This window comes from Bacteroides sp. CACC 737 (assembly GCF_013874375.1).
GTDB lineage: Bacteria > Bacteroidota > Bacteroidia > Bacteroidales > Bacteroidaceae > Bacteroides > Bacteroides uniformis.
Genome location: NZ_CP059408.1, coordinates 2,950,609 through 2,972,412 on the forward strand (window position 1 = coordinate 2,950,609; position 21,804 = coordinate 2,972,412).

Below are 21,804 nucleotides of genomic sequence, written 5' to 3' on the forward strand. Positions count from 1 at the left end.
CAAAGAAGGGCTTTTCTTGTGATAATAACTCTTCTATGAATGCCGACACTCACATAAATAATCGCGGCTATATAGATTTTGGCGCACGCATTGACAAATTAAGATACACTACAAAAACATCTACAAGGAATATATGAACACATTTTGAATAGAAATTACTTTTTTTTGATTAACCTTTATTTATGAGCGAGTCGTGCGATGGCTACATTTGCATTGTCGAGGAATCAGGCATATCAACCTGACGAAAATAGGTATTGCGTATATAAGAATTAAGTTTATTGTCATTAGTTTAAAGAAGATAATTATGAAGAAAAGTACAACATTAACCATGCTAATGCTGACGGTTTTTTGTCAGATTAATGCTACTGACTTGTTTACCCCTGTACAAAAGACAGATTTGCGTTTGCCTTCTGTGCCATTAATTACATCAGACCCATATTTTTCTATATGGTCGCCATACGATAACTTGAACGAAGGTGTGACCAAGCACTGGACCAACGATGAAAAATCGTTGATAGGGGCAGTTCGCGTAGATGGCAAGGTATATCGTTTTATGGGAAAACAAAATTTGCAGGCTTTGCTGCCCATGGCCGGAAGCGAAGCTTGGGAAGGCGACTACACATTCCAACAGCCCGATGGAAATTGGACGAACATAGATTACTCTGCTTCAGGATGGAAAAAAGGAAAAGGGGCATTCGGCACAAACGATCAACCGGTAGCAAGAACCAAATGGGAAACCGAAGACATCTGGGTGAGACGCGAATTTACACTGAATGATGTGGATGAAAAAGCTCCGATATATATAAAGTATTCGCACGATGATGTTTTCGAGCTTTACCTTAACGGTGAAAGGCTGGTGTCAACCGGATATACTTGGAAAAACAACGTACTGCTGGAACTTACAAGCGAGACAAAGAAAAAACTGCGTAACGGAAAGAACGTGATTGCAGCGCACTGTCACAACACCACGGGCGGGGCTTATGTGGATTTCGGCATTTTCACTCCAGCCGACGATGCAGCAGCTTTCGAGAACTTAGCAGTGCAGAAATCGGTAGATGTATTGCCCACACAGACTTATTACACGTTTGCATGCGGTCCGGTAGAACTTGACATTGTATTCACTGCTCCGGTGATGATTGACGATTTGGATTTGATTTCTACTCCTATCAACTACATATCATATCAGGCAAAGTCCATTGACAAGAAGGAACACGATGTACAAGTGTACATAGAAACCACACCACAGTTGAGCATAAACGAAATGACACAGCCCACCAAGGCACAGGTGATAAAGCACAACGGAATGAATTACATTCAAGCAGGAAGCATTGACCAACCTGTCACAGAAAGGAAAGGAGACCTGATATGTATAGACTGGGGATATGCGTACATGGTCGGAAACAGTAATGCAAACATCAACGTAAGCTTGGGCGACTACAATGCCATGAAAGCTTCGTTTGCCAAGGAAGGAGAACTACTTCCGTCGAAAGGGGAAGTAATAACCAGAAAAGCCGACAAGATGCCGGCAATGGCATACTGTGATGATCTGGGCAATGTATCTGTCAAAGGAAAGAGCGGGTTCATGATGCTGGGTTACGATGATGTTTATTCCATAGAATATATGTACGAACGCCACATGGCATACTGGAGGCACGGCGGGAAAGTTACAATCTTCGATGCTTTTGAGCGCGCAAGAGACAATTATAACAACGTTATGGAACGATGCCGAGACTTCGATGCCATGATAATGAACGATGCCGAGAAGGCGGGAGGCAAGAAATATGCCGAAATATGTGCCGCCTCTTACAGGCAGGTCATAACGGCACACAAGCTGTTCACCGACAAGGAGGGAAACTTGATGTTTTTCTCTAAAGAAAACAACAGTAACGGATGTATTAACACAGTGGACCTTACTTACCCGTCGGCGCCGCTATTTCTGGCATACAATCCCGAGCTGCAAAAGGCCATGATGACTAGTATTTTCGAATACAGTGCATCAGGAAGATGGAATAAACCGTTTGCCGCACACGACCTTGGTACATATCCTATCGCCAACGGACAAGTCTATGGAGGTGATATGCCGATAGAGGAAAGTGGAAACATGGTGATACTTACTGCTGCAATTGCAAAGGCTGAAGGCAATGCAAACTATGCCAAAAAATATTGGGACCTACTTACTATATGGACTGACTATTTGGTGGAATACGGACAAGACCCCGAGAACCAACTTTGCACGGATGATTTTGCAGGACACTGGGCACATAACGCCAATCTTGCAGTGAAAGCTATCATGGGAGTGGCCGCTTATAGCGAAATGGCAAAGATGCTGAGTATGAACAAAGTAGCCAAGGAATATGCCGAAATTGCTAAGAAGATGGCTGTGAAATGGGAGGAAATGGCCCGAGAGGGCGACCACTATCGCCTTGCTTTCGACCGCAAGGATACTTGGAGCCAGAAATACAATATGGTATGGGACAAGATGTGGGGACTTAAATTATTTCCTAACAATGTGATAGAAAAAGAAATAAACTATTACCTGACCAAACAGAACGAATTCGGCCTTCCACTGGACAGCCGCAAGGAATACACAAAGTCCGACTGGGTAATGTGGACCGCCGCCATGGCTTCAGACATGGACACTTTCCAGAAATTCTCAAATCCTATCTATAAATATATTGACGAAACCGCTACACGAGTGCCTATCAGCGATTGGCACCACACCGAAGGCGGATTGTGGGTTGGCTTCCGTGCACGTTCGGTAATAGGAGGATATTGGATGAAGGTTTTGATGGACAAGATGCTTGAAAATAAGTAAAAGAAATTAGTATATTTGAGATAAAAAGATTCACAGGATAACAATAATTAACGCATCATTTACGGCACTCTGGCTGGACTTCAAACTTCTAGCCAAAGTGCTGTATCTAATTTTCAAACTCTTATCATTATGAAATCATCAGTATTATCCGTGTTCGTTTTGGGGGCATTAATGGCTTGCACAGGCAACAAAAAGGAAGAATTACAAATGACGGCTTCGGGACTGCAACCCGAAAACTTCAAAGCCGTAGTGGATGGTAAAAATACAGGGTTATACACACTCAAAAATAAAAACGACATGGAAGTATGTGTCACCAACTTTGGTGGACGTATCGTTTCTATAATGGTTCCGGACAAGGACGGAAATATGCGCGATGTAGTTTTGGGATTTGAATCCATAAAAGATTACATAGATTATCCCTCTGATTTTGGAGCAAGCATAGGCAGGTATGCCAACAGAATCGGTAACGGACAGTTTTCTTTGGACGGAGTGAAATACCAGTTGCCACAAAACAACTACGGTCACTGTCTGCATGGCGGATTTAAAGGCTTCCAATACGTGATATATGATGTCATGAAGGTTTCGGACAATGAAATCAAACTCTCATATCTCGCGAAAGACATGGAAGAGGGATTTCCGGGAAACGTGACATGTACCGTATCAATGACTCTGACGAACGACAACGCCATAAACATAAATTACGAAGCCGAGACTGACAAGCCTACTATCATAAACATGACAAACCACTCTTACTTCAATCTTGACGGAAAACCGGAGAAGGGTAACAGTGACTATCTGATGATGGTAAACGCCAGTAACTACACTCCTATAGACAGCACATTTATGACGACTGGAGAAATTTTGCCTGTGGAGGGAACACCCTTCGACTTCAGAAAACCAGTAAGGCTGGGCGACAAGCTGATCGAGGAGTGCGAACAACTGAAGAACGGACACGGGATAGACCATAACTGGATACTTGACACCGAGGGCAATTTGAACACGGCGTGCGCATCACTGGAATCTACAGAAAGTGGAATAAAACTGGAGGTGTTTACCAATGAACCTGGAATACAAGTTTACACGGGCAATTTCCTGGACGGAACACAAATCGGCAAGAAAGGGATTAAGTATAACTGCCGTGCTGCCGTATGTCTTGAAACACAAAAATATCCAGATACTCCAAACAAACCCGAATGGCCGTCGTGCATCTTACGCCCGGGAGAAAAATACAACAGCAACACGATATTCAAATTCTCAGTGAACAAATAACATTTGACATGAAAAAAGGAAAGAGGCTAATTTTACTGGGCTTTATAGCGGGCATTTATACGTTTGCTTTTTCTTCTTGCCAGGAAGACAAAGCGATAAAAGAAATATGGCAGGCTTACGATGGCTTTAACCAGTGTCTGCTTGATGAAAATAAATACATATATAAGACCAACACATCATACTCTGAAGCCAAAGACCGGTGGAACGGAGCGGCAGCCATCTGGTGCCAGCCTATCTATTGGGACATGGCCATGAATGCATACAAACTTGCCTGCAAGACCAAGAACAGCAAAAGGAAAGAAAACTTGTTGAAATTGAACCGCAGAATCTTCGAAGGCAACAAGAAACATTATGCCGGTTTCGACTTCCATGACAACAATGAGAATACGGGCTGGTTCATATACGATGACATACAGTGGTGGACAATAACCTTGGCGCGTGCATATCAACTGTTTGGCGAAAAAGAGTACCTTGACTTATCGGAAGCCAGTTTCAGCCGAGTATGGTACGGTTCCGAAAAGGTTGGCGATACAGGGTCTTATGACCCTAAGAGAAGCGGGATGTTCTGGCAATGGCATCCTATAAGAAACCCTAAGCCCAACGACAGTGAGCGCGATGGGAAAATGGCGTGCATAAACTTTCCAACGGTAGTGGCAGCCATGACTCTTTACAACTGCGTGCCAGATGACAGGCAAGAGCCAAAGGCAGATGTAAAGAGACCTCTCTACCAAACCAAAGCACAATATTTGGAGAAAGCCAAAGAAATATACGCATGGGGAACAGAAAATTTACTGGATGCCAAAACCGGAAGGGTAGCTGATAGCAAGCACGGCACAAGCGACTCGCCCAATTGGAAGGCACACATCTACAACCAAGCTACTTTCATAGGAGCATCGGTACTTCTGTATCAAGCCACCGATGAGAAGTCGTATTTAGATAACGCCATACTCGTTGCCAACTATTCCATAAAGACCATGTCGGCCCCAAAAGGGATACTTCCTTTTGAGAATGGGATAGAACAGGGCATTTACACGGCAATATTCGCACAATACATGGCCATGCTGGTTTACGATTGTGGGCAATCGCAATACCTGCCATTCTTGAAACACACCATAAACATAGGATGGAACAATAGGGATGAACAAAGGAACATCTGCGGTGGGGAATATGATGTGAAGGTGAACCCTACCGATACGATAGACAGTTACTCTGCATCAGGCATTCCGGCACTAATGTTGCTGTTCGGCAAATAAAGCCGATAGCGAAATACAGGGTACTTTTATAAGGTAGAAGTAAACAGGTAAAATTGCAAATCCTTTAAAATAGATTTGCAATCTTACCTGTTTTTTAATGAATATTTTTATAACTTTGCTGGTATAAATAAAATACAATGACAGTGCCTTAAAAACATTCTTAGTATTATGCACATAAAATACCATACAAACACTATTGGAAGACGAACGGAAAACGTATTAATGGTCATATTTTTGTTTTGTTGCGTGGTGTCTAGTCTGAATGCGCAGGATTACAGGAACTACATAATAAATATTTATCAAGACAAAGACGGACTGCCGCATAATTCGACAAAGTGCCTCTTGCAAGACAAGTTTGGTTTCGTGTGGATAGGTACAAGAAACGGTTTGTGCTGTTTCGATGGTAAAAGGAACATTCCACTGAAGATTTCGGATAACAACTTAGGAAACGTTTCTATACACTCCCTCTTTGAAGACAAATTAGGCAGGATATGGATGGGCACTGACTACGGGGTATACGTTTATGACAGAATCGGCACCCTTGAGAAGTTCGACAAAATAACCAGATACAGCGTTTCCATAAGCAGCGAGGTAAGTAAAATCGTACAATTGGACAGCAATAAAATACTTGTCGCCACAATGGGACAGGGATATTTCGTGTACAATGTTGACAGTGATGTGCTTGAACAGTACAATTCACACTACTCGTTCATCTTGGACGTATATACCGATGGGAAAGATTTATATTTGACCACCTTGCAGGAACAGTTCTTACACTTTGACCTCAACGGTAAGCTTGCAGACGCTTACAATTTCTCGGAAAATCGCCTGAACCTTGAGACTCCTTTGCTAACGAACAGGTTCATCTGCAAAGGGAAAAATTCGCTCTGGATAGGAGGAGGCGACACAAACGACTTGTTTGAGTTTTATCCGCAATCGGGAGATATTGTGCATCATAAACTGGAAAATGCGACCTTCAAGTCTGTAAAATGCATCATTCCGCTCGGTAACGAAGAACTGCTGTTAGGGACAAACAAAGGATTGTATATATTCACTCCCCACGATGAGGCGATTTCTGAATTTGAATATTCAGAGAAAGTGAGCATTTATAATCTGGACATAAACGAATTGGTAAAAGACAATGAGGGGGGGATATGGGTGCTAACAGAACATTCGGGGGTGATGCACATAAGCCCTAGAAATAAGCGATTCTACAATCACAACATACCAGGTAACTACATGGTAAATGCTTTCTGTCAAGGCATGGAGGACAACACTATATTAGTAGGTTCGCAGAATGGATTGTACAAATACGACATAGAGAAAAATCTACTGGAAGAATCCCCTTCAGGGACGAACCTGAAATATGACATACGCTCGCTATGCAGGAATAATAATGAATTGTGGATAGGAACATTGTCGGACGGAGTGATTGTTATGGACCTTACAACTGGGAAAACAAAGCACTACGTTAGTTCATTTAACTCACCAAACACCATCACCAGCAATAATATAAAAAAGATATTAAGGACTAAAGGTGGAGACATCATAATAGGCACCAATTGGGGCGTGTGCTATTATGACAAAAAACACGATAACTTCAGGACTGAAACAATCTTGGGAGCTATGATGGCTATAGCCGATATATATGAGGATGGCAAAAATAATATCTGGTTTGCCACAGATAACGGAGGAGTGTACAGGCACAACCTTAACACCCAAACATGGAGATACTACAAACATAATCCGGAAAATCCTTATTCCTTGCCTAATAATTCTGTAATAAAAATCTTCGAGGACAAGGAAGGTAAACTCATATTAAGTACGAACGGAAACGGGCTTTGCTTGTTTGACTATGATAAGGATGGCTTTATCGGGGAATATGGCAGGGGACATGGGTTGCATTCAAATATAGTGGTGAACTCCATGGAGCAGGACATGGAAGGAAAGTTGTGGCTTTCCACCAATTCTGAATTGTGTTGTCTCAATACGAACGACAGCTTAAATCATACCCATTTCACATCATTGGATGGATTGCAGAGGAATTTCTTCTGCGAAAGTGCATCGTACACCACAAAAAACGGAACTTTGATGTTTGGTGGAAGCAATGGATTCAACGTGTTTAATCCATTGAATTTCAAGCAAAACAAATTTATTCCTCCTGTTTACATCACTGACATTAATTTCTTAAAAGTCAAGGAAAATGCCGAAAAAGAAAAGATAATCGGTAATGATAAACCTTTATATTTGTCTGGGAAAATAAGAATACCACATTCGTACAATAGCTTCACTGTGCATTTTGCATCTTTAAGTTATGTGGAGCCTGAAAAGAATTTGTTTTCATATAAAATGGAGGGGCTGGACAAATCGTGGATGAATCAGACGAAGAGCAACTCCGTAACGTACACCAACCTCGCTCCCGGAAAGTATTGCTTGTACGTGAAAGGCTCGAATAACGACCAAGTATGGAACGACAAGGTTGCCAAGCTGCAAATCATCATTACTCCACCCTGGTATTTATCAGTATGGGCATATTGCGCTTATTCTATTTTGACAATATCCATGCTGACGTATTTGTTGATTAAGCGAGACAGGCACCTCAAGAAAAGGTACAACTTGCGCATGGAAAGGTTCAAGGAAGAGAAGGAAAGGGAATTGTACAAAAACAAAATCAATTTCTTCATAAACTTGATACACGAAATAAAGACTCCGCTCACGTTGATTAAACTTCCGCTGGACAACTTGATGAAAGACTCTGCGGTCAACAGCAAGGAGAGAGAGTATCTTTCAGTAATGAGCAGGAACGTAAACTATTTGATTGGGGTGACAAATGAGCTGCTCGATTTTCAGAAGATTGAATCGGGGGAAATGAAACTTAATTTTGAAACCACCGATATAGGTTCACTTATCAAAGTGACTTATGAACAGTTTATAGGGATAGCGGAAATAAAGAACATCAATCTACAGAACGATGTGGGCGCAGATTTCCAGCACGAAATACGGGTCGATAAGGATAAAATAAGGAAAATACTGGTAAATCTCCTTAGCAATGCCATGAAATATGCGGAAAAGAGTGTCGTGTTATCATCGAATGTTGATGGCGATTATGTCAATATCTATGTTGCCGATGACGGACCGGGCATAGACAACCAAGAAAAAGAGAAGGTATTTCAGGTCTTCTATCAGTCGAAAGGGGAAAAGCACCAGCCCGGCACAGGCATAGGGCTTGCTTATGCGCGTACGTTGGCGGAAAACCATCATGGGAAACTCTATGTGCAGGACAACGAGCAGGGTGGAACAACATTTGTTTTATCACTGCCTTTATACAAAAACGAACTGATACCAGAAGATGAAAGGCTTGAAGTCCTATCAGATTCTGCAATGATGAATGATAAAGAAGCTATTTCCGATGATGACGTACTGCTGCAACAGAACCACATAGTCCTGCTGGTTGAAGACAATCCGGACTTGCTGAAAATGGAATCGGCAAATTTGAAGAAGTGGTTTAAGATACTGAAGGCAAAGAACGGGGAACAAGCTCTTAAAATAATAGACAATCACGATGTGGACATTATAGTAAGCGACGTGATGATGCCTGTCATGGATGGATTGGAATTATGTCAGAGGGTTAAGGACAACATAGAATATTCGCATATTCCCGTCATCTTGCTTACGGCAAAGACATTGCCTGAGTCGAAGACCGAAGGCTTTTGCCACGGAGCGGATGCGTATGTGGAAAAACCGTTCACGATATTGCAATTATGTATGCAAATAAGGAACTTGCTGAGGCTACGCCGTTCCTTGCAGAAACGTATACAACCGTTGGCTAACATAGAAAATAATCTACATCCAACAGAAGCTTTCTTCTCCAATAAAGATATGGAATTTCTTAAAATGCTGAAAGAAAACATTAGCAACCAGTTGTCAGACGAAAACTTCTCAATAGATTCTTTGACTGCGATAATGAACATGAGCCGTTCTAATTTCTACAGGAAGCTTAAGGCTCTTACAGGTATGTCTCCCAACGAATATTTGAAGAATTGCAGGTTGAATAGGGCCGCCGAGTTGTTAAAAGAAGGATACCGCATAACGGAAATCTTTGAGCAAACAGGATTCTGTTCCTCATCTTATTTCGCCAAATGCTTCAAAGCTAAGTTTGGCGTACTTCCCAAAGATTTTCAGAATAATAAAGAGGTATCATAGTAATCACAGGTTACATCAAGGAAAAAATAACCACATTTTTATGACTTTATGACAGAATTAAGAATCAAAAGTTTGATATGATTTTCATACCTAAATTGACGAAGGACCAACAATGATTGAATTCGCTTTCATCGTAAGCACCTGAATAATAACGCCTTATACTTTCATTTTCCTCCTTACTTTTGCTGCAAAAAATAATGTCTATGATGCAGCGACGTAAACACATGATGAGCAGAGAAAAATTTATCTTCGTTCTTTTCCGTTAGCAACAGAGTGAAGTGGAGACGTGTTCATTTTCTACAACCGTTTCCGGACCAAGATAAAATTGCTCCATGCCGAACCGGGAGGTCTGGTCCTTTATGAAAAGCTGCTTGAAGAAGGCACCTTCAAGATACCCGCCTATGATCCTACCACCCATTCTTACCCCACGACCTGGAGTGACCTGATCGTTATGGTGGAAGGCATCAATGAAGATGTCAGTAAAGGCAGGCAGAGACGGCTTTCCAATTTGAAAAAGTATTGGTAAACGGTTGTAAACAAACAGCTTGAAGGCTTGTTTTTCTTGTAGCTTTTCGCTATCTTTATATCATCAAAAAAGATATTGAATGGCAAAAGAAGATGCAATCGGACAAGCTGTGGAATACTCAATGGAACAGCTGCTGGATATCAACCGCAAACAGAGTGAGATCATCTCAGCCCAGGTAAGGACCATAGAAGAACTCCGGGGTACGATCGTTGAGTTGAACGCCTCCCTGGCATGGCTGAAGAGAAAGATGTTTGGAAAGATGAGTGAGAAATGCAAACCTGCCGATAACGGAGCCCCGAAGCTCCCTTTTGACTATGCGACCTGGAACAGATAGAGGCGGCAATCGAAGAGACCCGGAGCAGGGCGACAGAACAAATTACCGTCCCCCCAGTCCCAGGCCACCAATAAAACGCCACACCGTAACCGGGTCGCCATGGATAACCTTCCCGATTGTAACAGTCGTCATCGAACCGGAGAATGTCGATTTAAGCAGATACGTCAAGATAGGCGAGGAACATACCAGGACCCTTGAGATGAAACCCGGCTACCTCTATGTGAAAGACACAGTACGTCTCACATACGCCCTGAAGAATGAAATGGAGGCCGTTGATAACGGAGAAAAGGCTGTAATAACCGCTCCCATGCCACTGACACCCATATATAAAGGTATGCCCAGAGCTTCCATGCTCGCTGAGGTCCTTTTACAGACAGATTCTCCGTCTGCCTCATCCAAGGGAAATGTGTAAGTATGCTCGGCATTCACAACCAATTTGTCAACAGCTATCTCCGAAACGTCAATGATGTGATAACTCTTACCGAACACGATTTTCGGACTGAACTCATCAGAGAACAGCATACCCTTACATACCTTTTCTTGATTGTGAATTTTGAGAGTAATCTCATCCTGCTTCAGATTGAAAGCTATCTTCACCTTGAACCAATGCCTCCGCCTTACTGACAGGCAAGGCTATCAACACGCACTTCCCCTCCTAGTTCAGACGGAACAAGATGTCATCGCCACAAAAATCAAAGAAAAGATTGAAAATCTGTCCTTCGTCAGCTCCCTTAACCCGCAACACATAGCCGATACTCTCGGTAGAATACAGCGCCATGTTGAACTCCAAGTCAAAGTAGTCTTTGAAAGAGGAACAACTGTGGGCAAACACATCATAGGATGTTCTTTCGTCAATAGAGCTGGCTGCGCCACGAAATCTCAATCCGTATACGGAAACTATTTGGGTAGTGCAAAAGCTAATTATTAAAATAATATATCTATATAAATGTATCATTAGGTTTTCATTTAAGGTTATGCAATACCATCATAAAACATTAGCCAACATTTATTAAGAAATGAAGGGAAGATTGATATGCAATATATAAAACATTAATAAACGAATAATATTTTGCTTAAATAAAGTAAGTTCCTATACAGCTATTATAAAAGCCTAAAAGTCCGTATCATCTCCGCTCCTATAGAGGCGGAAGATGTACGGACTAGATGAGAAGTAGATACGGAGATGTTATGAAGACTACATGGAAAAGTTATGACGCAGGTACTCCCGTCACAATTCCCCGACCATGTGTCCCTATATAGACCCGCCCATATTCCTGCATGTCACCGCAGATATGCAATACCAGGCCATATTGATGGACATCATCATTGATACGTACCCAAGAGTTCGCCGCATCGTCAGAACGGAAGAAACCGTATTGCCCGTTGACTACGCCTATCAGATAGATGGCAGGATAATCATTGCCCGACTTTGCCTTGCCGAAACCAAAAGCATAGATGGTACGTACCTTATCCAAAGCACGGAAATCAAATTTTTCTGAAGCAGCAGAGCGGTACAAACCATCATAAGCTGCAATCCACAAATCTTTTTCATGACCGGGAGTAGCGTAGATACGGTCTTGTCCTCCACGCGGATCTCCTCTTCGTACGGCGGTACCGGCATTACCCCGTTGGAACCGTTTAACAGTTAAATTCAATGTGTCGGCATGAAAAGTCGCCCCACCATCCTCGCTGCTATACAATATTTCGGCCACAGCATCTACAGCATAAAAACGTTGGGGGTTCACCTTGTCTGCAATGACGCGGATATTCTTAGGCAAACCACGGCAAGATAGCCAAGAAGCCCCCTTATCACGGGTCAGATAAGCCTCCGAGCGGTCGGGTGTCCAAATCCAAGAAGAGCCGTCTGCTGCCACGGCGATATGCCCATTACGAGACTTTTCCGTCGGAACAGTGGCACACATAGTCCAGTGCCTGCCCCCATCTTCTGAATATGAAATGGTCTTTGCACCCGGCTGATGGCCGAACAGTGTACCAACTCTGACTATCAAATCCTGCTTCAGCCAGGCACCCGTCACTCCATTCGTATTTCCGAAATGAGGATTGGCATGGCTGCCCAACGAATCGGGCCGATTGAGGTCGAAATGCGTAAAGCCACCATAATCACCGATACCGGAAATCAGACGCGCCCCTTTTTCGGGAGCATAGAGTTCGAGAGGCACGGTCTCTTCGATACCGGCAGACATGATACTCCATTTCACCGGTTCCCCACGTTCCACGGCAGAGAGGTTGAAAGTTTCCCAACCGCCGAAACCGGTGGTAAACATGGCATGTTCAGCGTCGGTAGGGTCTATCTCTATGTCGAACATCCAGTGTAGGGGCGCTACCTTTGTATAGGGAGCTTTGGAATAATCATACTCATATCCCGTCTTGAAAATCGGTTTCCAGCTCTTGCCACCGTCAGTCGTACGGAACATCTCATCACTTTTATAACCGTGCTTGCCCCCTAGACTGTGTGTACTGGCAATCAGATGCTTCGGATTACGAGAATCTACAGATACGGCTGCATAGCCAAATCCTGCCTTTTCGCCACCTGGCAGTCTGACGGGAGAAATGTCTGTCCATTTGCCTTTACGGATATCGTATTTCCACACACCTCCATCCCCCATCTGGCTTGGACCGGGAGTATCCCCATACGTCAGAATCAATTGCCCGTCACCGGTCAAGACCATATGCGTGGGGCGATACTGCACCGGCTGCCCCTCAACCGGCTGCCAGCTTTCACCATAGTCGTGGCTCACGAACAGATTTTCCCTTCCCATCAATGAAGCCGCCACATAAATGTCACGGGTACCACACCCATCTTGAGTACCTTGTACATCGTAGACTATGCAGACAATGCCACTACCGCGATTCCCCCATGCAGCACGGTCGGCAGGATTGAACTTCTCGGAGACATCCGGGAAAGACACCACCCGTGCCCAGCTCTGCCCCTTATCCATACTGCGCCACAAACCATGCAAACGGGTTCCCATATAAATGATATTCCCATTCTGCGGGTCCACCATCATCCGTTCCCCATTACCACGCCCGTTCTCGTTGCCGCCCATCGTAAAGGGCACATCGACACGGGCAAAGGTTCTGCCGCCATCATAAGAACAAAGTATGGCCCCATTGGAGCTACTGGTATACGTACCGCAGGCAATATACACGTTCTGCGGATTCTGCGGGTCGATGGCAATGCTCTCCACCCCCTGCAGATTGCTTTCATCCAGACTTATCCAGTCCAGCAAGGGCGTCCACTGGTTGGAAGCAGCGTCCCACCGGTAGGCTCCTCCCATATCGGTGCGGCAATAACGGACACCGGGAGCTTCTGGGTGAAAAACAATACCGTCCACAAAGCCTCCTCCCACTATCGGTACACTCTTCCATTCGTAAGAAACGGAATTCACCGGAGATATATCTTGAGCAAGCATCGGCATGCCGCCCAGCATCAAACTTATTCCTGCTAAAAACAACTGTCTTTTCATAAGCATCAGAGTTCTAAAACAAACGTTCTTGATATTTTCTTCAAAGATAGGAATATTTCATTGATATTTCAGACTGAAACTTTTGCTACAGTGCACATATAATCCTAACAACCAACGTTTTAATAAAAGCAAGAAACTAAATCAAGCCATAAAAAGATTAAAACGGCACCTATCACAGTTCTTCTCGCTAACAGTTTTTGTAACAACAATGCAACATATATGACACAAAAACACAACACGCATGTCCGAACTTTGTCACCGACAAATCATTCGACAACAACAGATTATGAAAAAAAGTGCATTGACAGTACTAATTGCCCTGATGCCGCTGGCCGCAATTGCTCAAACGCCCTCCATCAACGAGGACGGAAAAAAGATTGAAAAGGAGAAGATGGAAACCAAAGACTACCTACCGGAAGTCCACGGAACCATCCGCGCCAAATACGAATATCAGACCACCATGGGTGCAGGACGTTTCGAAGTACGCAATGCCCGCATCAGCGTGACGGGTAACGTATTGCCTAGCGTAGCCTACAAAGCCGAGATAGACCTCTCCGACGAAGGTCAAATCAAGATGCTGGATGCCTACGCCCGGCTTTTCCCGACAAAAGGACTGACAGTCACCGCCGGACAAATGCGCGTCCCCTTCACCATCGACGCCCACCGCTCACCGCACCAGCAATACTTCCCCAACCGCTCGTTCATCGCCAAGCAAGTGGGCAATGTACGGGACGTGGGGTTCACAGTAGGATATACCCTGCCTACCGGTGTACCTATCACTGTGGAAGGAGGACTTTTCAACGGTTCCGGACTGACTAACCAGAAAGAATGGCACAAGGAAGTGAACTACTCCGCCAAAGCCCAATTTCTCTTCACCAAAGGACTGAACCTAACACTGAGCGTGCAGAGCATCCAGCCGGAAGAAGTACGTATGCAATCCTACGACATCGGTGCCTACTATGAAACCGGCCGTTTCCATATCGAAGGCGAATATTTGTACAAGCAATATTCCGACAACGCTTTCAAAGATGTACACGCTGTCAACACCTTCATCAACTACGATCTGCCGTTACGGAAAGTATTCAACAAAATGTCTTTCCTGCTGCGCTACGACATGATGACCGACCAGAGCGACGCCAAAACCGCCGATGAAGAAACCGGCAGATTGACGGTGACCGACTACAAACGCCAACGCCTAACGGGCGGCATCACCTTCAGCCTCAGCAAAGCATTCCGCACAGACCTCCGGTTGAATTACGAGAAATACTTCTATGCCAAAAACAGCATAGCGAAGGAGTCGGAACAAGACAAAGTAGTATTGGAATTGATGGTACGCTTCTGATATTTCTTGGCTTCCCCTTGTTTCTTTCATTCCAAAAATGTATATTTGGAATAAATTATTCCGAGCTATGGCAAATCCAATCATACCCGGTATACCGCAGACTGAACAAGACTTATTGTATAGTAAACTGAATGCATACAATCAAGGGAGAGCCTCTTATAAGGAAGTAGGGGCCTATCTTATCGTACTGCCCCGGCCTGAGTATCTCCAATATACTTTGTGGATTTACTCTCCACTGCCCGGGAGACAGTCCATCTTCTACATTTGCGACCTTTCCACCGACATTCACGAAACGTTGCGGATGGCAAGCACGCTATGCTTCTACTCACCGCGCAGCCTGCTGCTTGTGGAGTACAATGCCAAAAGAATGCAGAGCAAAGGGGACGACATTATCTCCATAGGCAAATACCACGGACATTTCCTGCACGAAATTCTCCGTATAGACCCTGCCTATCTTACGTGGATAGCCTTCAAATTCCAGCCACGCATCCCCAAGCAGGAACGTTTCGTACAGATTGCCAAGATTTACCATTCAGTCCACCTCGACATACAACGAAGAAAAACGTACCAAACCACCGGCGGACGTTTCCTGGGGAAGGAAGGGGAAAAAGTGGAGAACCTGACACTGACCGTACTCAGCGTGCGACAGGAAGACAACCCCTACAAGACGCAGCTCAAAGGGACCACTCCTTATTTCTATGTACGCCAAGTGTTGAAACTGAAAGACTCCATCGGCAACTTCGTCAGCATCCGGCTGAATGCACGCACGGCAAGCCGGAAATCATGCCAGCTGCCCGCCGTGGAACATGCCTACCAGATGGGAGAAGTAATGAAGATAGCATCGGCACGCATCGCGCGTACCTATATAATAGGAAGTACGAAATACACCCGATTGACACATGTAAAGTTACACGTCCCTACCGGGTAAAAGATTTTCTATCAGATACGAACCACACGCTGCATACGGCTGCTTTCCCAGGCTGCCTCAATCAAGCGGATGACTCCGACCACCTCGCGGGCATCGCTCTGCAAAGGTTCGCCGTGGTGGATATGCCGATAGATATTCTCATAAAAAGCTGCATAATCACCGGGAAGACTTGGATAGGGTTCATAAACAATTCTACCGTCTTTTTCCGTATAAAGCAGTCCCCAAGAGGATTTGTCCTCCTCGCCCCAGTGCGAAGTGCCGGGCAATACGCCCTCGGTCAAGGCGGCTTCCTGCGGGTCGAAACCATATTTCACGTAAGAACCTTCCCTACCGTGGAGGACGAAACGGGGTTCGCTCGCACACATCAGATAGCTGGATTTCAGCGTTATCTTCACTTCGGGCGCCTTTGAGGGACGTAGCAAATGGATGATGAAATAGTCGTCTACCTTGCTGTCCTTGCGCAACGTGGCAATATCTGCAAAGACGGCTTCGGGCATACCGAACAGCTGCACAGCCTGGTCTATGACGTGGGCACCCAGGTTATAGGTCAAGCCGCCCCCATCTTGTCCGGTTTCCTTCCAAGTATTCGGCTTGATAAAATTACGATAACGGGGGAAGGTGGATTCAAACTCCACCAGATGCCCCAGCAAGCCTTTGGACAGTATTTGCTTAACTGTCAGGAAATCGCAGTCCCACCGGCGGTTCTGGTAAACGCTCAAGGTCAGCCCCCGGCTTGCGGCAAATGCCACAAGTTCCTCAGCTTCTGCCACGGTGGTGGTGAAAGGCTTCTCCACAACCACATGCTTACCTGCTTCGAGGGCGCGGCGGGCATACTCATAATGAGTGCTGTCCGGCGTGTTGATGACAACCAAATCCAGCTCTTCCACTTCGATAAGTTCCTCAAAACTCCGCACAATACAAGCGTCGGGATACTTCTCCCGAGAGAGTTCCTTACTGCGCTCCGTAACGGCAGTCAATTCAAAATGAGGGTTAGTGGAGATGAAAGGGGCATGGAAAACACGTCCCGACATTCCGTAAGCGGCTAATCCGGTCCTTATCTTGTCCATATCGTTCTTTTTAAGTTCACCATTATTCCGTCACCAACGGACGCTTACGCCAATCGTCCTTCATATAGCTGTCGGGGTAGACCGTCTTATCAATAATTTCGCCACCTTTCAGACGAATCCAGGTGGTGAAAGTACGGGCACCTTCCTTCATCAAAATGACACGTGCACCGTTGGACAAATGGTTGTACTCGGTATTACCACCGGTGAAACGGCCGTAAGCCAGCAGGATACCTTTCCACATTACGGCATAATCGTTGTCATGATCGTGCCCGACAAACATACCCATCACATCACCAGCCTCTTTCATGGCAGTGAACATGCCCGTATTCAGTTCCGGAGCGCAAGCCTTTTCCATGCGGGTACCTATCAGTATGGCGTTCTCGTCGGAAGCGGCTTCGTTATATTCCGGCAAAGGAATATGGAAAAATGCTAGTGCAGGCAAAGGTTGCCCACCGTTCTTTGCTTTATAAGTGGCACTCTGCTGGCGGTACCAGTTCACCTGGTCGAAAGTGAGCCAGTCGTACCCCTTTACGTCGGGTAGTTTGGAGTAGGAATGGGAATCCAGACAGTAAAGCAGGGCTGCATCCTTCTTGCCGTCCGAGGATTTCAGTGTGAGGACATAGTCGGGAGATTCTACTCCGCCACGGTCGGGCTGGATATTGAAAGGCATGGAACGGATAACGTCATAAAGCTCAGCACGTGTTTTTCCCTGCTCGTTGTCGTGGTTGCCAAAGGTTACGACAAAAGGAATCTTACGGTCCGTAGCATAGGAAAGCACCTTGCGCATGGCTGTATCGGCAGGTGCGGCATAAACCACATCGCCGGTAAAGACTACTAAATCGGGGCACTCAGCATCAAGCACCTCGCCAATACGCTTCAAAGCAATATCCGAAGCCGGATTGCCATACTTGAAGTGGATGTCTGTAAACTGGACGATTTTAAACTCTCCGTTCTTGTTGAACTGCAAAGGCGATACTTGTGCCGGGCAGAACAAGGAGGATAAAAGTGCCAGACAAAAGGCCAAGGAGATTTTCTTCATATAAGTGGATGATTAAATTGAGTTGATATTATTATTCCTTCACTATCAATACAGTGGCATAGGCGGATATACCTTCCTCCCTGCCCGTAAAGCCGAGTTTCTCCGTGGTGGTGGCCTTGATGGAGATGGCATCCTCGTCTATTCCCATCACCGCGGCAAGCGTACGCTGCATTTCGGGAATATAGGCCTTCAACTTAGGCCGCTCAGCGCAGATGGTGGCATCAATGTTACCTACCGAATAGCCTTTGGTAGCTATCAATTCTATTGTTTTCTTTAGCAGAATCTTGCTGTCTATGTTCTTAAACTCACCGGCAGTATCAGGAAAATGATAGCCGATGTCACGCATATTCGCCGCTCCCAGCAATGCGTCACAGATAGTATGGATGAGCACGTCCGCATCCGAGTGCCCCAACAATCCCTTTTCATGTTCCAGGCGGATACCGCCCAGCCAAAGTTCGCGCCCTGCCACCAGTTGATGGACATCAAAGCCAAAACCTACACGTATCTTCATATCGTTGCTTCTTTAAGTTGACACGAAAGTACGGAAAAAAAGCGAGGTAACAAGAAAAAACAAGACGAAGATAATCAGCGAATATTGAAGTCAAGTACTTTCCCTTCCCCAAGATAACCCTGCAAGTGCTGTCCGATGCTGACGGGAGCGACTCCCGCGGGTGTTCCCGTGAACAGCAAGTCACCGATTTTCAAGGTCATGAAGCGGCTGACATAGGCAATGATATCATCTACCCGGAACAACATGTCCGCTGTATGGCCACGTTGAACCTCCTTATCATCAATCGTCAGACGAAAGTCCAGATTCTGTACATTGCCGCCCACCTGTTCCAAAGGAACAAAGGTACCGATAGCTGCCGAATTGTCGAAACCTTTGCAAAGCTCCCACGGATTACCCGCCTCACGGAACTTACGTTGCAAGTCGCGTGCCGTGAAGTCGATGCCCACCGTCACCGCATCGTAATAGCGATGGGCAAAGCGAGGAGCAATATTCTTGCCCAAACGGCAGATGCGTACCACCACTTCCGCCTCATAATGCACTTCGTTGGAAAAGTCGGGGATAAAGAAAGGTTTGCCATCTTTCAGTATAGCTGAATCGGGTTTCAAAAAAATAACCGGTTCCTTATTCTCGTGTGTATGTCCCAGCTCTTTGTTGTGCAGAGCATAGTTCATTCCTACAGCAATAATCTTCATTACTTGATTTCGTTAAAGTTTAGTCTGTTAAACATCACGGCCAGATGGGCATAAAGGGAAGTGTTCTGCACGACAATGTTCTCGGGAACGCGGATACGGAACGGGGTGAAGTTCCATACGGCCTTGATACCACCCTCTACCATGGAATCCGTTATCTGCTGGGCTATTTCGATAGGTACCGTCAGCACGCCTATATTGACATCGTACTCCTGCATCTTCTGCTTGAACTCATCCGAATGATAGATGGGGATGCCGCTCAATGTCGTACCCACCAATTCAAGCTTCACATCAAAAGCAGCCACTATCTCCAAACCGAAATGGCTCAGACCCGAGTCGCGCAGCAAAGCACCTCCCAAGCTTCCAACACCGAACAGAAATGCTTTGTGTATATTGGTAAATCCCAGGAAATCCTCCAGTACAGCTATCAGCGTGTCCACCTCATATCCCACACGCGTACGGCCCGAGATATTAACATACGAAAGGTCTTTGGCAATCTGTGAAGCATCAATATTGATTTCCTTGGAAATCTGGGTGGATGATACGAATCGTTCCCCCTTTTGTTTCAGCAACTTTACATTGGAAAGGTACCACGGAAGCCGGCGCAAAGTAGGTTCCGGCACCTTCATGGTTTCTTTTTTCTGTAACGGACTGCTCATAGTTTCTTATTTAAGTTCTCAATATTGCGATTGACAAAAGTAGTGCTTTTTTTCTAATCAGTAACACGGATGCAACAAAAGCTTAACATAATTTCTAATTGCATAATTCCACATAATATCGTACTTTTGGGAAGTTTTTTAAAAAAAAGTATGAAGAATAATGATTGGAAAGAACGGTTGAATATAGTCTATTCCACCAACCCGGACTACAAATATGAGATGAATGACGATGAGGAGCAAGCTACCCTCCCCCCTGCACAACAACGCTTGCGCGTGCAGCTGGACCGCAAGAACCGGGGCGGCAAAGTCGTCACTCTTGTCACCGGTTTCGTGGGCACCGACAATGGCCTGAAAGAACTGGGCAAATTGCTGAAAAGTAAATGTGGAGTGGGTGGAAGTGCCAAAGATGGAGAAATCATTGTGCAGGGCGACTTCAAACAGCGTGTCATTGACCTGCTGAAAGCTGAAGGATACACGCAAACTAAGCCCGTAGGATAAACCAAACCATCATCCGTCTCACTGCAACTGTAGAGGCATAAAAAAAGTGACCGTTTAGGAATTCAACTCCATATACGGCCACTTCTTTTTATAGAATCGTTTCTAAGCGGAATTATTCAGCGCGCAAAGTAAAACGCTTGAAGTCAACAACCTTCAATTCAGGATCAGCTTCTTTCAAGACTTCTCTAACTGTCTTCTTGCCATCCATGATGTCTTCCTGGTTCAGCAAGCAAACTTCTTTCAAGAACTTGCCAAGACGACCCTTAGCAATATTCTGAATCATTTGTTCAGGCAGATGTGCAGCCTTCTCAGCAGAAACAGTAGCAATGATTTCCTTTGCCTTTGCCACGTCTTCAGCAGTAATCCAGCCCTTGGCCATGTTGCTTTCCATGTGGTCTTCGCTGTCCACGTGAGCCGGGTTGATACCAGCCTTCTTCAAAGCGGCCTCAACAGCCTTCTGTACCTGTTCAGCTTTTGTCTTCTCTATAGCAACATCTATTTCCTTCTGCTTGATTTCTTCAGATACACCATCTTCGTCTACCGCAATCGGATTCATGGCAGCAATCTGCATGGCAATCTGCTTAGCCAGTCCTTCTTCAACAGCCTTGTTGAAAGCAACAATAGTGCAGAGACCGTTTCTGTTCATGTGGTTATAAACCACAGTGCTTGCGCCTTCTACAGTCATGTAACCATCCAGCTCCATCTTCTCGCCAGTGATACCGCTACGGTCTGTTACAGCATCCTGTACAGTACCGTTGCCCATCGGCAGAGCTTTTACTTCGTCCAGAGTCTTGCACTTGTTAGCTACGGCAAGGTCCAGAATGTCCTGAGTCAGTTTCACGAAATCAGCATTCTGAGCCACGAAGTCAGTTTCGCACTTCAAAGCGATGATAACGGCAAAGTCACCCGTAGTCTTAGCCAGCACACAGCCTTCAGAAGCCTCGCGATCTGAACGCTTAGCTGCAACAGCTTGTCCCTTCTTACGGATAATTTCCATTGCCTTGTCGAAATCGCCTTCAGCTTCAGTCAAAGCATTCTTGCAATCCATCATACCAGCACCGGTCATCTTGCGGAGCTTGGTTATATCAGCCATACTTACAGCCATAATATCTTTTTATTTTAATTGTTAATAATATCCTTATAAAGTAATTGAGAGTTGAGAATAGAGAATTGAGAATTGCCG

18 protein-coding genes are annotated in these 21,804 nt (G+C 45.1%); 9 read left to right on the forward strand and 9 right to left on the reverse strand.

Features of this window, described 5'->3' with window-relative positions:
• The first annotated feature begins 304 nt into the window (after positions 1 to 304).
• From H1A11_RS12685 to H1A11_RS19195, 6 genes are all read left to right on the forward strand, one after another.
• Entirely contained in the window at positions 305 to 2,815 is a 2,511-nt protein-coding gene (locus H1A11_RS12685) for a glutaminase domain-containing protein (protein ID WP_181757296.1), read from the forward strand.
• A gap of 129 nt (positions 2,816 to 2,944) precedes the next feature.
• Positions 2,945 to 4,084 carry an aldose epimerase family protein gene (locus H1A11_RS12690; RefSeq protein ID WP_138344894.1) on the forward strand — a complete coding sequence of 380 codons (1,140 nt, stop codon included), beginning with the start codon at positions 2,945 to 2,947 and terminating at the stop codon, positions 4,082 to 4,084.
• An 8-nt stretch (positions 4,085 to 4,092) separates the two neighbouring features.
• Entirely contained in the window at positions 4,093 to 5,337 is a 1,245-nt protein-coding gene (locus H1A11_RS12695; RefSeq protein ID WP_138344892.1) for a glycoside hydrolase family 76 protein, read from the forward strand.
• Between the two features lie 222 nt (positions 5,338 to 5,559).
• Positions 5,560 to 9,540 (forward strand): two-component regulator propeller domain-containing protein, encoded by a 3,981-nt coding sequence (locus tag H1A11_RS12700; RefSeq protein WP_370528670.1) that lies wholly within the window; start codon positions 5,560 to 5,562, stop codon positions 9,538 to 9,540.
• Positions 9,541 to 9,826: 286 nt separating this feature from the next.
• Positions 9,827 to 10,066 carry an IS66 family insertion sequence element accessory protein TnpB gene (gene tnpB / locus H1A11_RS12705; protein ID WP_138344888.1) on the forward strand — a complete coding sequence of 80 codons (240 nt, stop codon included), beginning with the start codon at positions 9,827 to 9,829 and terminating at the stop codon, positions 10,064 to 10,066.
• Positions 10,067 to 10,145: 79 nt separating this feature from the next.
• Entirely contained in the window at positions 10,146 to 10,400 is a 255-nt protein-coding gene (locus H1A11_RS19195; RefSeq protein ID WP_226791225.1) for a transposase, read from the forward strand.
• 216 nt (positions 10,401 to 10,616) lie between these two features.
• On the opposite strand, the gene H1A11_RS19200 is transcribed toward H1A11_RS19195, so the two are convergent.
• From H1A11_RS19200 to H1A11_RS12720, 3 genes are all read right to left on the reverse strand, one after another.
• Entirely contained in the window at positions 10,617 to 10,997 is a 381-nt protein-coding gene (locus H1A11_RS19200) for a hypothetical protein (protein WP_226791227.1), read from the reverse strand.
• 58 nt (positions 10,998 to 11,055) lie between these two features.
• On the reverse strand, positions 11,056 to 11,355 hold the full coding sequence (locus tag H1A11_RS19205) for a hypothetical protein (RefSeq protein WP_249361790.1): 300 nt from the start codon (positions 11,353 to 11,355) through the stop codon (positions 11,056 to 11,058).
• Between the two features lie 253 nt (positions 11,356 to 11,608).
• Positions 11,609 to 13,888, reverse strand: coding sequence for an exo-alpha-sialidase (locus H1A11_RS12720; protein WP_226791231.1), 2,280 nt, complete (start codon positions 13,886 to 13,888; stop codon positions 11,609 to 11,611).
• A gap of 286 nt (positions 13,889 to 14,174) precedes the next feature.
• Here H1A11_RS12720 and H1A11_RS12725 point away from each other — a divergent pair, with 286 nt between their 5' ends.
• The gene (locus H1A11_RS12725; RefSeq protein ID WP_138344884.1) at positions 14,175 to 15,230 is read left to right on the forward strand and encodes a porin; all 1,056 of its coding nucleotides are present in this window, start codon (positions 14,175 to 14,177) and stop codon (positions 15,228 to 15,230) included.
• A gap of 67 nt (positions 15,231 to 15,297) precedes the next feature.
• Positions 15,298 to 16,158 carry a hypothetical protein gene (locus tag H1A11_RS12730; protein WP_181757298.1) on the forward strand — a complete coding sequence of 287 codons (861 nt, stop codon included), beginning with the start codon at positions 15,298 to 15,300 and terminating at the stop codon, positions 16,156 to 16,158.
• An 11-nt stretch (positions 16,159 to 16,169) separates the two neighbouring features.
• Here the strand turns inward: H1A11_RS12730 and H1A11_RS12735 are convergent, their stop codons facing one another.
• The 5 genes from H1A11_RS12735 to H1A11_RS12755 all read right to left on the reverse strand — a co-directional run bounded on the left by H1A11_RS12735 (position 16,170) and on the right by H1A11_RS12755 (position 20,123).
• Entirely contained in the window at positions 16,170 to 17,225 is a 1,056-nt protein-coding gene (locus tag H1A11_RS12735) for a Gfo/Idh/MocA family oxidoreductase (RefSeq protein ID WP_057097605.1), read from the reverse strand.
• A 22-nt stretch (positions 17,226 to 17,247) separates the two neighbouring features.
• Positions 17,248 to 18,264 (reverse strand): metallophosphoesterase family protein, encoded by a 1,017-nt coding sequence (locus H1A11_RS12740; protein ID WP_098032195.1) that lies wholly within the window; start codon positions 18,262 to 18,264, stop codon positions 17,248 to 17,250.
• Between the two features lie 31 nt (positions 18,265 to 18,295).
• Complete coding sequence (ispF, locus tag H1A11_RS12745) at positions 18,296 to 18,775, reverse strand: 2-C-methyl-D-erythritol 2,4-cyclodiphosphate synthase (protein WP_005829658.1); 480 nt, start codon at positions 18,773 to 18,775, stop codon at positions 18,296 to 18,298.
• 74 nt (positions 18,776 to 18,849) lie between these two features.
• Positions 18,850 to 19,467 (reverse strand): fumarylacetoacetate hydrolase family protein, encoded by a 618-nt coding sequence (locus H1A11_RS12750; protein WP_061411220.1) that lies wholly within the window; start codon positions 19,465 to 19,467, stop codon positions 18,850 to 18,852.
• Positions 19,467 to 20,123, reverse strand: a complete 657-nt coding sequence (locus H1A11_RS12755; protein ID WP_061411218.1) for a redox-sensing transcriptional repressor Rex — start codon at positions 20,121 to 20,123, stop codon at positions 19,467 to 19,469. The genes H1A11_RS12750 and H1A11_RS12755 overlap by 1 nt, the downstream gene beginning before the upstream one ends.
• Before the next feature lie 150 nt (positions 20,124 to 20,273).
• On the opposite strand from H1A11_RS12755, the gene H1A11_RS12760 reads away from it, so the two are divergent.
• Positions 20,274 to 20,621 (forward strand): translation initiation factor, encoded by a 348-nt coding sequence (locus H1A11_RS12760; RefSeq protein ID WP_061411216.1) that lies wholly within the window; start codon positions 20,274 to 20,276, stop codon positions 20,619 to 20,621.
• A 112-nt stretch (positions 20,622 to 20,733) separates the two neighbouring features.
• Here H1A11_RS12760 and tsf read toward each other — a convergent pair whose 3' ends face one another.
• On the reverse strand, positions 20,734 to 21,726 hold the full coding sequence (tsf, locus tag H1A11_RS12765) for a translation elongation factor Ts (protein ID WP_005829605.1): 993 nt from the start codon (positions 21,724 to 21,726) through the stop codon (positions 20,734 to 20,736).
• Positions 21,727 to 21,804: the final 78 nt, after the last annotated feature.

Bases quoted from the DNA above. Each gene is read 5' to 3' on its own strand.
- H1A11_RS12690 (WP_138344894.1), top strand. From the start codon at position 2,945: ATGAAATCATCAGTATTATCCGTGTTCGTTTTGGGGGCATTAATGGCT.
- H1A11_RS19205 (WP_249361790.1), bottom strand. From the start codon at position 11,355: ATGATACATTTATATAGATATATTATTTTAATAATTAGCTTTTGCACT.
- H1A11_RS12695 (WP_138344892.1), top strand. From the start codon at position 4,093: ATGAAAAAAGGAAAGAGGCTAATTTTACTGGGCTTTATAGCGGGCATT.
- tsf (WP_005829605.1), bottom strand. From the start codon at position 21,726: ATGGCTGTAAGTATGGCTGATATAACCAAGCTCCGCAAGATGACCGGT.
- H1A11_RS12760 (WP_061411216.1), top strand. From the start codon at position 20,274: ATGAAGAATAATGATTGGAAAGAACGGTTGAATATAGTCTATTCCACC.
- H1A11_RS12685 (WP_181757296.1), top strand. From the start codon at position 305: ATGAAGAAAAGTACAACATTAACCATGCTAATGCTGACGGTTTTTTGT.
- H1A11_RS12700 (WP_370528670.1), top strand. From the start codon at position 5,560: ATGGTCATATTTTTGTTTTGTTGCGTGGTGTCTAGTCTGAATGCGCAG.
- H1A11_RS12755 (WP_061411218.1), bottom strand. From the start codon at position 20,123: ATGAGCAGTCCGTTACAGAAAAAAGAAACCATGAAGGTGCCGGAACCT.
- H1A11_RS12735 (WP_057097605.1), bottom strand. From the start codon at position 17,225: ATGGACAAGATAAGGACCGGATTAGCCGCTTACGGAATGTCGGGACGT.
- H1A11_RS12730 (WP_181757298.1), top strand. From the start codon at position 15,298: ATGGCAAATCCAATCATACCCGGTATACCGCAGACTGAACAAGACTTA.
- H1A11_RS12725 (WP_138344884.1), top strand. From the start codon at position 14,175: ATGAAAAAAAGTGCATTGACAGTACTAATTGCCCTGATGCCGCTGGCC.
- H1A11_RS12740 (WP_098032195.1), bottom strand. From the start codon at position 18,264: ATGAAGAAAATCTCCTTGGCCTTTTGTCTGGCACTTTTATCCTCCTTG.
- H1A11_RS12750 (WP_061411220.1), bottom strand. From the start codon at position 19,467: ATGAAGATTATTGCTGTAGGAATGAACTATGCTCTGCACAACAAAGAG.
- H1A11_RS12720 (WP_226791231.1), bottom strand. From the start codon at position 13,888: ATGAAAAGACAGTTGTTTTTAGCAGGAATAAGTTTGATGCTGGGCGGC.
- ispF (WP_005829658.1), bottom strand. From the start codon at position 18,775: ATGAAGATACGTGTAGGTTTTGGCTTTGATGTCCATCAACTGGTGGCA.
- H1A11_RS19195 (WP_226791225.1), top strand. From the start codon at position 10,146: ATGGCAAAAGAAGATGCAATCGGACAAGCTGTGGAATACTCAATGGAA.